Annotated in this window: 22 protein-coding genes; 21 read left to right on the top strand and 1 reads right to left on the bottom strand. The window is 44.4% G+C overall.

Annotated elements, in window-relative coordinates:
- Positions 1-4 precede the first annotated feature (4 nt).
- From ACR8BL_RS08565 to ACR8BL_RS08485, 17 genes are all read left to right on the top strand, one after another.
- Positions 5-769, top strand: a complete 765-nt coding sequence (locus ACR8BL_RS08565) for an aminoglycoside adenylyltransferase domain-containing protein (protein WP_434752212.1) — start codon at positions 5-7, stop codon at positions 767-769.
- Between the two features lie 15 nt (positions 770-784).
- A complete protein-coding gene (locus tag ACR8BL_RS08560) occupies positions 785-1,057 on the top strand; it encodes a hypothetical protein (RefSeq protein ID WP_434752211.1) in 273 nt (90 codons plus the stop codon).
- Positions 1,058-1,087: 30 nt separating this feature from the next.
- On the top strand, positions 1,088-1,948 hold the full coding sequence (locus ACR8BL_RS08555; RefSeq protein ID WP_434752210.1) for a GNAT family N-acetyltransferase: 861 nt from the start codon (positions 1,088-1,090) through the stop codon (positions 1,946-1,948).
- Positions 1,949-1,982: 34 nt separating this feature from the next.
- On the top strand, positions 1,983-2,579 hold the full coding sequence (locus ACR8BL_RS08550) for an HD domain-containing protein (RefSeq protein ID WP_434752209.1): 597 nt from the start codon (positions 1,983-1,985) through the stop codon (positions 2,577-2,579).
- Between the two features lie 45 nt (positions 2,580-2,624).
- Positions 2,625-3,077 (top strand): NUDIX hydrolase, encoded by a 453-nt coding sequence (locus ACR8BL_RS08545; RefSeq protein WP_434752208.1) that lies wholly within the window; start codon positions 2,625-2,627, stop codon positions 3,075-3,077.
- A gap of 11 nt (positions 3,078-3,088) precedes the next feature.
- The gene (locus ACR8BL_RS08540) at positions 3,089-3,283 is read left to right on the top strand and encodes a hypothetical protein (protein ID WP_434752207.1); all 195 of its coding nucleotides are present in this window, start codon (positions 3,089-3,091) and stop codon (positions 3,281-3,283) included.
- 95 nt (positions 3,284-3,378) lie between these two features.
- Entirely contained in the window at positions 3,379-4,167 is a 789-nt protein-coding gene (locus ACR8BL_RS08535; protein WP_434752206.1) for a hypothetical protein, read from the top strand.
- Positions 4,168-4,218: 51 nt separating this feature from the next.
- A complete protein-coding gene (locus ACR8BL_RS08530) occupies positions 4,219-4,887 on the top strand; it encodes a zinc dependent phospholipase C family protein (protein ID WP_434752205.1) in 669 nt (222 codons plus the stop codon).
- The gene (locus ACR8BL_RS08525) at positions 4,884-5,333 is read left to right on the top strand and encodes a hypothetical protein (protein WP_434752204.1); all 450 of its coding nucleotides are present in this window, start codon (positions 4,884-4,886) and stop codon (positions 5,331-5,333) included. Before ACR8BL_RS08530 ends, ACR8BL_RS08525 begins: the two co-directional genes overlap by 4 nt.
- A gap of 22 nt (positions 5,334-5,355) precedes the next feature.
- Positions 5,356-5,955 (top strand): GNAT family N-acetyltransferase, encoded by a 600-nt coding sequence (locus tag ACR8BL_RS08520; RefSeq protein ID WP_434756641.1) that lies wholly within the window; start codon positions 5,356-5,358, stop codon positions 5,953-5,955.
- A 138-nt stretch (positions 5,956-6,093) separates the two neighbouring features.
- On the top strand, positions 6,094-6,624 hold the full coding sequence (locus tag ACR8BL_RS08515) for a PH domain-containing protein (RefSeq protein ID WP_434752202.1): 531 nt from the start codon (positions 6,094-6,096) through the stop codon (positions 6,622-6,624).
- A complete protein-coding gene (locus ACR8BL_RS08510; RefSeq protein ID WP_434752201.1) occupies positions 6,621-8,270 on the top strand; it encodes a PH domain-containing protein in 1,650 nt (549 codons plus the stop codon). Before ACR8BL_RS08515 ends, ACR8BL_RS08510 begins: the two co-directional genes overlap by 4 nt.
- Before the next feature lie 115 nt (positions 8,271-8,385).
- Complete coding sequence (locus ACR8BL_RS08505; RefSeq protein WP_434752200.1) at positions 8,386-8,742, top strand: DUF3139 domain-containing protein; 357 nt, start codon at positions 8,386-8,388, stop codon at positions 8,740-8,742.
- Between the two features lie 21 nt (positions 8,743-8,763).
- Positions 8,764-9,540: a Cof-type HAD-IIB family hydrolase gene (locus ACR8BL_RS08500; protein ID WP_434752199.1), complete on the top strand. Its 777-nt coding sequence runs from the start codon at positions 8,764-8,766 to the stop codon at positions 9,538-9,540.
- Positions 9,541-9,666: 126 nt separating this feature from the next.
- On the top strand, positions 9,667-9,837 hold the full coding sequence (locus ACR8BL_RS08495) for a YHYH domain-containing protein (RefSeq protein WP_434752198.1): 171 nt from the start codon (positions 9,667-9,669) through the stop codon (positions 9,835-9,837).
- 142 nt (positions 9,838-9,979) lie between these two features.
- Entirely contained in the window at positions 9,980-10,549 is a 570-nt protein-coding gene (locus ACR8BL_RS08490) for a DMP19 family protein (protein ID WP_434752197.1), read from the top strand.
- A gap of 19 nt (positions 10,550-10,568) precedes the next feature.
- On the top strand, positions 10,569-10,850 hold the full coding sequence (locus tag ACR8BL_RS08485) for a hypothetical protein (protein WP_434752196.1): 282 nt from the start codon (positions 10,569-10,571) through the stop codon (positions 10,848-10,850).
- Positions 10,851-10,923: 73 nt separating this feature from the next.
- On the opposite strand, the gene ACR8BL_RS08480 is transcribed toward ACR8BL_RS08485, so the two are convergent.
- Positions 10,924-11,697 (bottom strand): sporulation protein, encoded by a 774-nt coding sequence (locus tag ACR8BL_RS08480; RefSeq protein ID WP_434752195.1) that lies wholly within the window; start codon positions 11,695-11,697, stop codon positions 10,924-10,926.
- A gap of 184 nt (positions 11,698-11,881) precedes the next feature.
- On the opposite strand from ACR8BL_RS08480, the gene ACR8BL_RS08475 reads away from it, so the two are divergent.
- From ACR8BL_RS08475 to ACR8BL_RS08460, 4 genes are all read left to right on the top strand, one after another.
- Positions 11,882-12,445, top strand: coding sequence for a hypothetical protein (locus ACR8BL_RS08475; protein WP_434752194.1), 564 nt, complete (start codon positions 11,882-11,884; stop codon positions 12,443-12,445).
- The gene (locus tag ACR8BL_RS08470; RefSeq protein ID WP_434752193.1) at positions 12,442-12,993 is read left to right on the top strand and encodes a GNAT family N-acetyltransferase; all 552 of its coding nucleotides are present in this window, start codon (positions 12,442-12,444) and stop codon (positions 12,991-12,993) included. The genes ACR8BL_RS08475 and ACR8BL_RS08470 overlap by 4 nt, the downstream gene beginning before the upstream one ends.
- A gap of 48 nt (positions 12,994-13,041) precedes the next feature.
- Positions 13,042-13,566: a YfiT family bacillithiol transferase gene (locus ACR8BL_RS08465; protein ID WP_434752192.1), complete on the top strand. Its 525-nt coding sequence runs from the start codon at positions 13,042-13,044 to the stop codon at positions 13,564-13,566.
- Between the two features lie 71 nt (positions 13,567-13,637).
- Positions 13,638-14,147: a GNAT family N-acetyltransferase gene (locus ACR8BL_RS08460; RefSeq protein ID WP_434752191.1), complete on the top strand. Its 510-nt coding sequence runs from the start codon at positions 13,638-13,640 to the stop codon at positions 14,145-14,147.
- The last annotated feature ends 41 nt before the right edge of the window (positions 14,148-14,188 follow it).

Here is a 14,188-nt window from a genome sequence, read left to right as displayed (position 1 = left end):
CACTATGGATGAAAAGGCCGTATTGAGCAGGCTCGTTGATATATTAAAGGAAGAGTTAACCGACGCGTTAACAGGTGTGTATCTGCATGGTTCTATGGCTTTGGGATGTTTTCATCCGCAGCAGAGTGATATCGACATTTTAGTTGTTTGTAGAGAGAAACGCTCTTCTGAGACTTATCGCAGAATCGCCGATCAACTTATACGAATAGAAGATGAAATGCATCTTGCGAAAGGGTTTGAGATTAGTATCGTGGTAGAGTCAGCTGTAACAAGCGGTCAATACCCTACGCCTTTTGAGTTTCATTATTCTGCTTACCACCGGGAGAAGTATAGAAATGATCCTGCTTATCTCTGTGGTGGTGATGAAGACCCGGATGTTGTTGCACATATGGCGGTTATCTATGATCGAGGTATTGTGCTGTATGGCAAGCCGATCAAGGAACTGTTCCAGCCAGCGAACCGCGAGCATGTCATCCACTCCATTGCATCCGATGCAAGTTCAGCCCTGGAGGAAATCGGAGACAATCCGGTCTATAATGTCTTAACTTTGTCGCGCGTGCTGTTGTATATTCAGGAATCGGTAATCTATTCCAAGCGAGAGGCAGGTCAGCGGGCGCTGTCAGAAGCATTACCTGAACATCAGGAACTTGTCTCGCAATGTTTGGCTAAGTACAACGGGGAACGTGAATCGGTGAATATGGATCATGCACGCCTAAGAGATTATGCCGAATATATGCTCAGACAAATTCATCAAGCTATGCAAGCTTAAAGGAGAACATGACATATGAAAGAATCACAACGAATCAAATGGGAGAAACAATTGAAGCAAGGAAAAAGGCATCATATTCTCGTACGCGGCGTTCTCGGCTGGGGTCTTCCTTTGGCTTTTCTGTATACCTTGGTGATGACGTCATGGAGCGGACAAAATTTAACCCTAGATGGTGAGTTTTATGTAAACTTGCTGACTGCACTCGTTTTGTTCCCAGCCGCTGGTATCTGGTATGGTGCCTGGACGTGGAAAATCTTGAAAATGAAATTAGAGCAAGGCAGAAGGTAGATTCATATCTTGCAAAATAGGACTGATTATATGATTACTGAACTAAATGTATCTGAATTTCATAAAATAAAACATTTAACTGATGCCTACCGTAATATTGAGGTCAAAGCGGTAGCATCCGGCATGAATCCGGGACGGGTCTATGTCGACGATGCCGCTAACCCTGAGGCAGCACTCATATGGGTTCAGGGGCAATCCGGTTATCAGCTTATTGGTAATGCACAGAGTAAAGTTTTCCGAAGCGAACTGCGAATGTATATAGAGAATCATATCTATCCTGAATTGGCAACATTACAAATTTCTGACGTAGAGATTGGGGTTGCTGATCATACTTGGGGAGAGGTGCTTGAGCATATGGCTGGCCCGAGTGAACTCCACCATGATGCACAGCATGTATTCATGCCTAAGTCACTGGACGAAAGAATAGAGAAAATAGAGAGTGCCAAGCTCTCAGCTTCTTCAGGAGTTTTTTCACAACCAGCCGAGGGAACACAGGTACTTAAAATAGACGAAGCTCTAATGAATGACCGTAGACTGCATAACCTTTCATTTGTCACAGATAAAATAAAGCATTTCTGGACAGACGTAGATGCTTTTCAGAAGTATGGTGTGGGCTATGTTGTTACTCGTGAGGAAGAGATCGTTAGCATATGTCTTTCTGCTTTTGTCGAGGGAAACACACATGCCATTGATATTGAAACGTTGGAAGGTCACCGTAAACGAAATTATGCTGCCTTGGCGGCTCAAGCGTATATGAGCGAATGTAACGAAGCAGGCCTCTGTCCTTATTGGGATTGCACTCCTGATAACACAGGCTCTATCCGTTTAGCTCAAAGTGCAGGTTTATCTCTGGATTTTAACTATCAGGTGTATTGGTACAGCATTTCATAATGTATACATTTCAGCAATTGAAGGGGGTAAGAGCGTGGATGAGACACTAGAGTCGCAGATCCAATTTTTAATTGAAATTGACAAACTAAAAACGATTGAACGAAGAACGAGAATTATCCATGGTGAACGATTGGAAAATGATGCAGAACACTCATGGCATTTAGCAATGATGGCTTTAATATTGCATGGTCATTCCAACAAGAAGATCGATATTCTTAAAGTGATCAAGATGGTACTGGTGCATGACCTTGTCGAAATTGATGCCGGTGATACCTTTGCATATGATACCCAAGGAAATACAGATAAATATGAACGAGAGCTTAAGGCTGCTCATCGATTGTTTGGTATGTTGCCTGAAGACCAAGCTCAGGAACTGTTAAGTCTGTGGATGGAGTTTGAGACCAAGGAGACACCGGAAGCTAGGTTTGCTTCATCCATGGATCGGTTACAGCCAATCATTCATAATCATCAGAATGAAGGTGATACTTGGCAAAAATATAACATTACGAGTGATCAGGTATTAAACAGGAATGCAGAGATTGCGGACGGATCTGCAACGTTGTGGAAGTATGCACAACGGATTGTGCAACATTCCGTAGATCAAGGTATTTTGAAACAATCCGGTTCCTAAGTAAACTGGCCCTGTTTTAACTACATTTGGACTCAGGAGGCTAACATGGGGTACATCACGGATTTACGAAAACTGGTGGGTACACGTCCCTTAATTATGGCAGGTTCATGTGTATTGGTGTTTAATGAACAAGGTCACCTGCTGCTCCAGAAACGAACAGATAGTCTCGATTGGGGCACTATCGGCGGTTCGCTTGAACCGGGTGAATCGTTGGAAGAGGCTGCAGCGCGTGAACTCTACGAAGAAGCCGGGCTGCGCGCGGAGGCGTACAAGCTGATCACCGTATTTTCAGGTCAGGATATGTATTACCGTTATCCGCACGGAGATGAGGTCTACAATGTGACGGCGATCTATGAAGCCGGTGGCATAACGGGCAGTCCGACGGTTATGGATGATGAAGGGTTAGAGCTCAGGTACTTTGACTTGACTCAGCCAATTCCCGATATCAATCCATTTACCAAATATATGCTGTCCAAAGCGGGTTATATCAAAAACTAGGAGGAAGAAAAATGGATATGATGTTTGATTCGGGCATTGGTTACGGGTTTGGTATTGGTCCGTTAATCTCTATCGCAGTTGTTCTATTTAATCTATTGTTATATGGCTTGGGTGCCTACGCATTATTTTTATTTATCAAACTTGCCAAGCGAGGGATTCACGCTCTGGACATTTATTTATATGAGAAACGCGGAGGGCGTTATTAATCTCTCCGCACAACATTATCATTTTTCTCTCAGTGATTTACGGATGCCGATTTAGTATGATGAAGGTATCATTTTGCAAAGAGAGAGGGTTAGACATGGATACATTTTTGCAGCAAATCAACGAGTTAAATGAGCTTCAGATCGAGCTGGTCAGCCTGCATCCTTTTTTTGCAGAACATCATCCGGTTGTTGTAGTGCATGAGTCGTTGTTATATATCTATGATTATTCATCTGAATCCGGGCAATACGAATGGGTCAAGACTGTACCGGACGACCTGTATTTTCCCGATGAATGTCTCGCCGCGGTGCCTGTACACCATATGGACAATCGCATGTGCGCGATTGTGACGGCTTCTGTTTTCAAAGATTTAGAGCAGAAAGTTTTTTTGTTCCATGAATATGTTCATTGCTCGGTATATGGGAAATATGAGGAGCGGATCGTTAACCGTCTGCACATTAAACATAAAATGACCCAGTTGAAGCATGTAACCTGGGAAATCGATTATGAATTCCCGTATGAAGATGAGACTGTTGCTTGGCGGATTGAATCTCTTCTATCTGCTTTAAAGAATGAGGATTTTCAGGAAATTCAGGCGGCACGTATCGCATTGTTTCAATCTCTTACAGAAGAGCAAGCGGAATACTGGAGCTGGCTGGAGTGGAATGAAGGAGTAGCAAGGTATATCGAGAATTTGATTCGAGCCAAGTATGAATTGCAGCCTAATCATTATGGCGATACAGCACCATTTAACCGCCTCGTATTTTACGAGTGTGGATCGGAATATATCCGTTTGCTGGTAAAGGAGCAGCCTGCATATCATACGGATCTGGAGAAGTTGTTTGAGCGTATGCAGGACGAGAGAGTGGCAGGTTTGGTGAGCTAACGAGAGATTGAATATATAACCATTCCTTCAATGGAAAAAGGAGATCTGTCTATGCCTCTGCCTATGGTGCATCTAAGTGTAGCCCATCGATTGGCTGATAAGTTGCCTGAGCAGCTGGACCTGAGAGCATTTTATCTCGGAAATATCGCGCCGGATTCCATTCATATGCGTGAGGGAGCGACTCGGGACGATAAGCAGCACACTCATTTTTATCCTGAAAAAGAAGACAATTATACCGGATGTCTCCAAAAGTTATATGGTGATTACATTAGCGAGCATACGAATGAAGGCTGGACTTCCTTTGTCACGGGTTACTTTATGCATGTGATGACGGATTATTACTGGTTTCGAAGTGTATATCCCGAATTCGAAGGACGAGTTCGAGAGCTTGACCGGCGTGAGGGGATCGAACGAACCAAGGAAGAACTTTCCCGTTTATATTATCGGGAGACGGATCAGATTGATTTTAATCTCTATCGAACGGCAAGCTGGAGCCATGAAATATGGTCGCTATTAAACGAATCGTCAAGTTATGAGATGGCAGATCGTTTAACAGCAGATGAGATCATACGCTGGCGGGATCACACGTTTTCTTTCTTTCAAGGAGAAGAGCCGGGCCTTATTCCGTGTTATATTACCGAAGAGGTTGTACAAGCTTTTGTTCAAAAAACAGTTCCGCGCTTAATCGATTTGTTAGCTGAATGGGAGGCTGCTAGGTGAAACGTATCGGAATGCTATTTCTATTCTTCATCGTAATGTTGATTGCAGCGTGCGGGGGTAATAATTCCAGTGAGTTGGGCTCCGAAGAGGTCAAGAGAATAGAAAAGAGTGAAGGGGCTCCTACATTAATTATGCTAACCTGTCATCAAGCTCTTCCCTCGACTCCATGTCGGGATGTTGAATTTGATCGCTCTGACGAGATACGTATCGTGACCGAAGCCATATTCAGTGCAGAACGTATGAAAGGTGATCTTAATTATGCAGCTGAATACAAAATGGACATCACATATGCAAACGGCTCCGTTACTCGTTATGATCTGTCACTGGGTGCAGACCCAAAGATGCAGGGGCTGCTTGTAAACCAGGAGGATACGTCAACAGGCTACTCCATCTCCTTGGAGGACGCGAATCGACTCAGACAAATCATTCAGCGACGTACAGACTAATCTGAACGGACAAATAAACAACATGAATACAGGCGTATACATGAATGGAGATGCAGGCAAGTTGATAACTATCGGAACACTGACGGCAGCAGATGTGGATGAAGCATATCATATTTTTGAGACAACGATTCCAGAAGCGTACCGTCAGGAAGGAATTGGATCACTCCTGGATGAAATTCAGGAAGAGATCGAACATAAAAAGGCCGTAGTACAAGCTGTTTTACAGCATGAATCTGATCTTGAACCAACGACGACGAGTCCCTTTTTCCTTGTTGCTCGGAAAGAAGGTAAGGTCGTGGGTACGATCTCATATGGGCCTTGCGGGAAAGTCGTTCAGGAATGCACGAACCATCGTCTGGATCACGTTGGAACGCTGGGCTCACTGTATATTTTACCTGAACTGCAGGGGCAGGGGATTGGTTCTGCGCTTATTACAGCACTGGTCACCGAACTTCAGGTTCGAGGTATCACCCAATTTTGTCTGGACAGCGGTTATCGGATTGCACAGCAGAAGTGGCGGCGGAAGTTTGGAGATCCCTATGTTGTGACGAAGGACTACTGGGGCGAAGGTAGCGAGAATATGGTATGGTTGTGTGAAGTACAGGACTTTACTGGAAAATAAGCGAAAACAAAAGATGACCCTTGCACGTAAACAGGAGTCATCTTTTTTTATGTATTACATCTTGTTGCATCGATACACACCCTTATTCGTAAAGTATACAGACAAAAAGAGAAGAGCAGGAAGGAGAGACCGTTTAGGATGACAGAAACAATAGAAACAACAGGGGAATCGGGAACAGAAGTATGGAGTACACCGCAACAGAAACTTTCCCCGCATGCCGTAAGTCTGTGGAGAGTCAGCGCCATCATCTATAATGTGATTGGTTTCGTTGTATTGGCCGCGTTACTTATCCTGGATTCGGTCTATGATTGGAGACCGTGGATCGGCTGGATTTTATGGGGAGTCACAGTTTTATCGGTATGTTACGCCGTGTGGGATATATTTTTGCAGCCGGTATGGATGTATCGATATTGGTTCTATGGTGTTAACGCTGAGTTTTTACAGCTCAAGCATGGCGCGTTGAATAAGGTACATCAGGTGATTCCGATGGCCAAGGTGCAATCCGTTTCGACGAATCAGGGGCCTTTAATGCGAAAATACGGACTGTATTCGGTATCCATCGGAACGATGGGTTCGTCTCATCATATACCGGCCTTGCCGGAAGAAGTGGCTTTTGCCCTGCGAAACCAAATCGCGGATTACGCCCAAATCAACGAGGTGGATGAATGACGGGGATGAAACGACATCATGTACTGAGCTTGTTGTGGAGTCTGGGTAGTCTGATCAAAAGCACATTTGCCTTCATTCTATTTTTATTCGTATTCCGTGCAGGATCAGATTCGACATGGGTTTTCTATGCAAGAGTCATTTTTTATATTGGTATTTCCATCGCGCTGGTGTCCATTCTTTGGAAATGGTTTACAACCCGTTATTCCGCAGATGAGAAGGCCTTCCATATCTACACGGGGGCATTCAGTCGAACCCGCAGAACAATACCGTATACGAAAGTGCAAAATGTGAATCGGCATACGAGCTTTTTTCATCGCTTGTTTGGTGTGACCTCTTTACGCTTCGAAACGGGAATTAAGGGTGATGATGCAACATTCAAGTTGCAGGTCGTTTCCATCTCCGAAGCGGAGCAGCTGGAAAATAAGGTAGCCCGTCATTTATCCGAAGATCAAGCACAGGTTGGGAAAGAATTACATGCAAGCGAACAGGCCGCATGGGATGAGCATAACCAGAATACAGAACTTATCGAAACGAGAGCAGAAGCAGACCATGACGTAATTGAAAAGGCCAATACCACAGGCAGTACATCTTCAAACGAAGTGAGCCATACAGGTGATCAAGAACAAGCAAACAGTATCTCTACACCTGTTGGAAAATCTACACTCGACCGCGTCGTTCACTATCGTTCAACGCGCAAAGATGTGTTCAAAGCTTCATTTACCTCGTTCAGTTTTCTGGTGCTGATCCCCATCTTAATCTCCTTGTATTCAACGGTGAAGGATTTTTTCCCGAAGGAAACCGTAACCGAAAGTCTTGTATTATCCTGGCTTGAATCATGGTGGGTGATGAGTCTGATCATCCTTCTGCTGATCATCGTATCCATCGGACTTGGAATTGTTCGTACCTTTGTGAAATATGGAGATTTTCAGATTACGTCTGATGACAAGCAGATTTATATTACGAAGGGCATGCTGGAAAAGACATCGTTCTCGATCCAGAAAGATCGAGTGCAGGCCGTCAAGATCACACAGTCACCGATGAAAAGAATACTGGGTCTTGCTGAAGTAGAACTCACAACCGCAGGTAGTTTGGGTGAAGCCGGACAGGAGATGAATTCGTTATATCCTTTTTTGCCTGTGAAAGAGGCCCATCGCATTATTGAAGAAATTCTGCCTTCCTACCATGTAACGGAGGAGATGAAGATGCTGCCGCGGAGAGCATTGTGGCTGCGTTTGCTTAAACCGAACTGGTTCTGGATCATCGTCACGGGTGTGCTGGCATACTTCAAACCGGTTATGTTCAAGCTTGAACAGGCATGGTGGATGATTTCACTGCTGCTGCTCGTGTGGATCGCAACGTGCAGGGTGGTCAATTTTTATCATACGCGGTATGTACTGAACGATCACTTCATTCAGTTTCGCTCAGGTGCGTTGACTTCGACACTTTTTCTGTCCAAGCGGGAGAAGGTCATCGAAATCAAGATTACACGTCATCCCTTGCAGCGGAAGCTGGGGCTTGCTTCTATTCATACCGTGAATCGTGCCAAACCTGTTATGCACCATCATGTTAACGATATACCGGATGACGTGGCGAGCACATTCCAGATGTGGTACATGGCACGTTCCCAAGAGGTGCTGACTCGGTAGGCAAGCTAAAATAGATGAAAAAATGAGAGCGAGTGGAGATAGACCGTGCACAGAATGAGGTTTATTTTCGCTCGCTTTCGTTCTGATTTTTTCCATTTTAGTAAGGGGCGATAAGGTGAGTAAAACGAAGAAAATTGTATTCTGGACGATTGGCATAACGCTGATTTTATTGATTCTCACACCGTTTATTTATGTAAAAGTCAACAAAATGATCTATGCACATCGTGTCACAACTTATTTAACAGAGCAGAAACATTATTCTCCTGATGAGATTGAGTCGGTAGAAGGGGTCTGGAGCGTAAAACTGCCACCCTTCCTTGTCTTAGTGAAGTTTAAGGATGAGCCAGAGGTGGAATATATTTATTTTGCGCATAATGATGTGATTCAGTTTAACCACCGTATTTCGGAGGAAGCTCAGAAGAGGGGCAAGACAAAATCAGACCTGAAGCATTTCGCACCAATAGATGATTAGCCGTAGAGAGGATGAAGACTCGTGATTAAAGCTGTATTTTTTGATGTGGACGGTACGTTGCTCAGTGAGAAGGATCGCAGTTTATCCCAGCATACCGAAGAGTCGATCCGCACGTTAATCCGAAAAGGCATTCATATCATTCTTGTTACGGGCAGGCCTCATCATCTATGCGAAGAATTCAAACATCTGGGCATCGAAACGATCATTTCAGCGAACGGTGCTTTGATTACTTACCATGGTGAAAGGATTCATCAATCCATTCTTTCTTCATCAATGGTTAGAGAGTTCAGTGATTTTGCTGTTTCTCAAGGCCATGCAGTTTCCTATTTTACCGAGTTATTTAACATGAATGGAGCCTGCCGGACAGATAGCCGTGTGACAGAAGCCCTTCGGCAGACACTTGGAATCATTGAATATCCGCAACAAATGATGACGCTGGATGAGGACACATACTGTATGTGCTTATACGCAAATGAGGCAGAAACGAAAGACTATAGAGAGAAGTTCCCGTCCTTGCGATTTGTAAGATTCCATCCGTATGTGTGCAATGTACTTGAAGCAAATGAAGTAAATAAATCTGCAGCAGCCCGGACTATTCTTACTCACCTTAATGTACACAGAGAGGAAAGCATGGCTTTTGGGGACGGAGAGAACGATATCGATCTGTTAAGGTATGCTGGCATAGGTGTTGCAATGGGGAACGGTGGAGAACGTATTAAGCAAATTGCGGATTATGTCACGCTGAAAGCGAGTGAGGATGGAATAACTCATGCGCTGAGACACTTTAAGCTTATATAAAGGGACTTTAGTTGGAATAAGGGATATCCATATTGTGGATTTTTTATGTAAAATGAAATGAAGTGAAGTGAAGTGAAGTGAAAAACCCCTAAAGCATAGGTCGTGAAAAGAAAGGTGAATTTTAAGATGAAAAAAGGTTTTATTATCATTTTATCGCTGGTTATGCTTGTCGGTGTATCCTCCTCGGCGTATGCACATTCGGGTCGATTGGACAAAAACGGTGGACACAATTGCTCTGCGAAATCCATTAAAAAAGGACTGTGCACAGGTTATCACTATCATAAAAAGAGATCATAACAGCGAATTATTTTCCATAAGTCAAATGCATGTTAAGTTGGCGTGATTTCTTTTTTATACAGCATATTCTGGTATGATGGAAGAACGTGTCGGCACAGAACGATACAACGGGATACAGAGAGATGCAGGAGGATATAGTGAGATGAACAAGTTACAAGAAGAATTGGCGGAGTTGCTGCCGCTTGAACACATTGAAGGAATGTCCGGTGAAGAAATCGTGGGCAGCATTGCGATGGATATGTATAGGGCGGAATTTGCTACGATTATGGAGCATGTGGCGGAACTGCCGGTCGTGCTGAGAGACATCATGCTGATTATTGATCTCGACACGGAACTTTCCATGAACGGATTGACTGGTTATCTGGAGAATGCAAGCGGCCAGCATTTGAGAGAAGCCATCGAAGCTCTGAAGCGAAATGGTAATGAGACAGATGCGATGATTTTGCAAAAGGTGGAACAGCTCCTTGCGGAACAAAGTATCACAACAGGTGAGTTACGTGAGAATGTGGAACGTCTGTCTGTACACGACATCACAACAAGCCGGCAGACACATGGACCACAGATCCATGAGTTATTACAGCAGGTAGAGCAGGAAGGTCAACATTTAAGCTTTCAAGCGGATAATGAAGAAAGTTTCGACTTACTGTACCAGTACGTAGACGATCATAAAGATGAACTAAAGCAGCAACTGGAGCAGTTTCTCGTTCTATAAGAATAAGGGGGAGAAATGAATGCGTCTGAACAAACGTGTGGGGATTGAAACGATGGTCGTTACGTGTATTTTCACCCTTTTGTTGGTGGCTTGGAATGTAGTTCAAGGCATGGTTCTTACATTGGAGCATGTTCCGCAAGTAACAGCACTGCAAACGTCTGGTGCGTCTTCCCAAGTTGACTTTGGACATGTGGCAAGTGGAAGTGGTTTGATGATAGCCCTAAGCGTTGGTGGTATATTCCTTATTGCTATGACGTATTATGTCATTCGTTCTTATGTTGTGGGAAAAAGCAAGAGATAAAGAGAGCAGCCTTTGGCATCAGATGGATGCGTAGCCAAGGGCTGTTCTCTTTATATTGTTGAGTGTTCGCAGTTTAGAGATGTTCTGAAATAACCTCTTCCAAGCCTTGTGCTACAGAACGTACACCACGCTCCAGATGTCTCTCGTGCAGCTGCAGTCGCACATAGGTCTCATCCGTACCCATCGCTTCGGAGAATATTCCGCTAAGTCCACGTGCACGACGGTCAATCTGCAACAACAGCTCTAGTGAATCCCCCATTGGATAAAAAAGAACCTCAAGTTCATCCAAATATCCGCGAAACTTGGTAGTTGGCACAAACTCAAACTCCTGTACAAATGGCAGATTACCACCGAGTTTTGGAGCATAATCATTGGTTACTTCACGAAGTTTGAAACCCAGCATATCAATGGCATCTAGTACGATCTTCATCTCTCTGGAAGGCACAACATGTATAAGATCCCGATCTGAGGGGTCTACTGCGCTAGAGATGTCCAGCCCCGTTTCCACCCATACTTCCGCACGATGCAGTGTAATCGGTAGATTTTGCGGTAAATCGAATTGGAAACCCTTCTCCAGTTTTGCACCCGCCTGCAAGGTGAATCCATCCGTCAGCAGATATTTGGCAACAACAGCTGTCTCCTTCACTTTACGATCATTGCTTTCCCGAATGTAGTGGGTTTTGATCAATAGATAGATCCGATCGACCTGCTGCTCTACATCCCCGCCCTCAATGTACACCTTTCCCGCAAGAGTTCCACCGGGCGTGGCTTCTGTCGTATGTAATTCCGTATTCACTTTCGCTGCGCCTACACCAATACTGGCCAACATTTTTTTGAAAAATGACATGTGAGCAACCTCCAGATTCAATGGGTTATGATGGGGAAAAATAACTTCGAGCATAATACGGATACTGGAATAGCTACGTTTCAATTTTTACAAGAACAGGGAATTAGCTTGGTTTTGTCGAATATTGGATTAGGAGAGAAGATAGATCTAGTGGAGTATCGTTGAAGAAGATTGGAGGATCGGAATGCGCAAAACGAAGGTGTATAGCATGATTGGAATCCTGGTATTGCTCTTCGCGGGTATATTGATATACCGTCAGATGGCATCAAGTATCACTGCTCAGGATGTAACGGTATCAGGTACTATACGTTCATTGGATTCAAAAACCGTTGAAGTTGTATTACATGTTGTTCGGACAAAAGAAGATGAGGGGCAGCATATGATGTTCCCTGTCATCCCGGGTTGGGGAGGACTTTCTTTCACTGGAGAACAGGCAGATGGTCGGTTCAGACCTTCATCTGTGGGAACTTCATATGATAATCAAGTCATTCTAGAGCAGGCTGTCCAGCAGGAGGGCCGTGATGAAGGCCAGTTGAAGCAGGTATTCTCACAAGACCTGATCGGCTTTTCTTTACCCGTGAAGATTGGAACGTATAACATGCGTTTTACGTTGAAAGCCCTGGATGGAACACCTCAGCCGCTTCACGAACCAATGATATATTATGTTCACAATGAACGATTATTAGGCAAAAATTTGAGCTGGGCCATGGGTTACAAACTGGATATCGTAAAAGAGGGATCGAAATGAACAACGTATATCAAACAGAAGAAATAACCGTTCGTTTACTGGAAACCAAGGACGAGACGACTCTCGTCAAATGGTTGTCTGACCCTGAGGTTCTGCAGTATTACGAAGGTCGGGATCAGCCGCATGATCTGGAGCTTGTGAGGGCACATTTTTACAATCAGGATGATGAGGCTGCCCGTTGTATTGTGGAATATGATGGTCGGCCAATCGGATACATTCAGTTCTATGAACTTGAGCCAGAGGAACGTGCGGCGTATGGTTATGTTGACAATGGTGAGATCATCTATGGAACGGATCAGTTTATCGGGGAAACGGATTGCTGGAACATAGGCATTGGCACACGACTGGTGAAGTCTATGACAGCGTATTTGATTGGAGAGAAACATGCCCGCAGAATCGTTATGGACCCGCAAGCCTGGAACGAACGTGCGTTATCTTGTTACGAGAAGTGTGGATTCAGACGGGTTAAACAGCTGCCACAACATGAACTGCATGAAGGGCAGATGCGAGACTGTTTGCTGATGGAGTATACTCCAGAAATAGAATAGAACGAGTAGTGTTAATGTGTAGCAAACAAATCATATGGGGGATTGAAAATGGACTTTAGATATCCAATTGGGCAGTTTACACATGCAGGTGAGATAACGCTGGCTCAGAGGCAGCAATGGATTCAAGATATTGCAGACTTGCCAGAACGTGCGAGAGAAGCGGTAAAAGGACTAAATGAAGAACAGCTAAGTCTGCCATATCGGGAGGGCGGCTGGATGCTGAGACAAGTCATTCACCACATGGCAGATAGTCATATGAACAGTGTGATTCGGTTCAAGCTTGCTCTGACAGAGGACATGCCTGCGATTCGCCCTTATTATGAAGAGCGCTGGGCAGAACTGAGTGACTCAAGGGATCTGAACATTGAGTTTTCACTGCAACTTCTGGATGCATTGCATCGCCGCTGGGCGGCATTGTTAAACTCGTTCTCGGATGATGACTACGCCAAACAGTTCTATCATCCTGTATCGAAAGAAACGATGAGACTTGATCATTGTTTGGGACTATATGCATGGCATGGGAAACATCATGTTGCCCAGATCACTTCGCTTCGAGATCGACTGGGGATCTAAAAAGTACAACAAACTTTCGTCATAGTATAGGTGTTACTTTTACAAAAGGCTGTAATTGAGGGGAGAACATCATGAGTAATGTACATATTCGCCATTTAACGAAGCAGGACGCGCAAGTCATCTCGGAGGCATTTCAAGAACAGGGGTGGCACAAACCGTTAGGATTGTATGAACGGTATTGGGAAGAACAGCAGAATGGGGAACGCGTGACCTTGATTGCCGAATTACACGGACAATTCGCCGGTTATGTCAACGTGATCTGGACTTCGGATTATCCTTCATTTCAGGAACAGGGCATTCCGGAGATCAATGATTTTAATGTGCTGATGAAGTTCCAACGGCAAGGGATTGGTTCCAAGCTGATGGATCATGCCGAGAATGTGGTAAGGGAACGCTCTGCTGTGGCAGGCATTGGTGTAGGTGTATATGCGGATTATGGAAAGGCCCAGGTGTTATACGCGCATCGTGGATATATTCCAGACGGGCGGGGGCTTCACCGAGATGATCATTACCTTCAACCAGGTGAAGAGACGATCATTGATGATGATGTGGTGCTGTATTTGACCAAAAAACTGCTGTAATTCCAGAGCCGTTGAGAGAAGAACAAGATGCGGATTATGAA

This window comes from Paenibacillus amylolyticus, assembly GCF_051136285.1.
GTDB classification, from domain to species: Bacteria; Bacillota; Bacilli; order Paenibacillales; family Paenibacillaceae; genus Paenibacillus; species Paenibacillus amylolyticus_F.
Note: the sequence above shows the minus strand (reverse complement) of the source record. Positions and strands in the feature narration are given on the sequence as shown.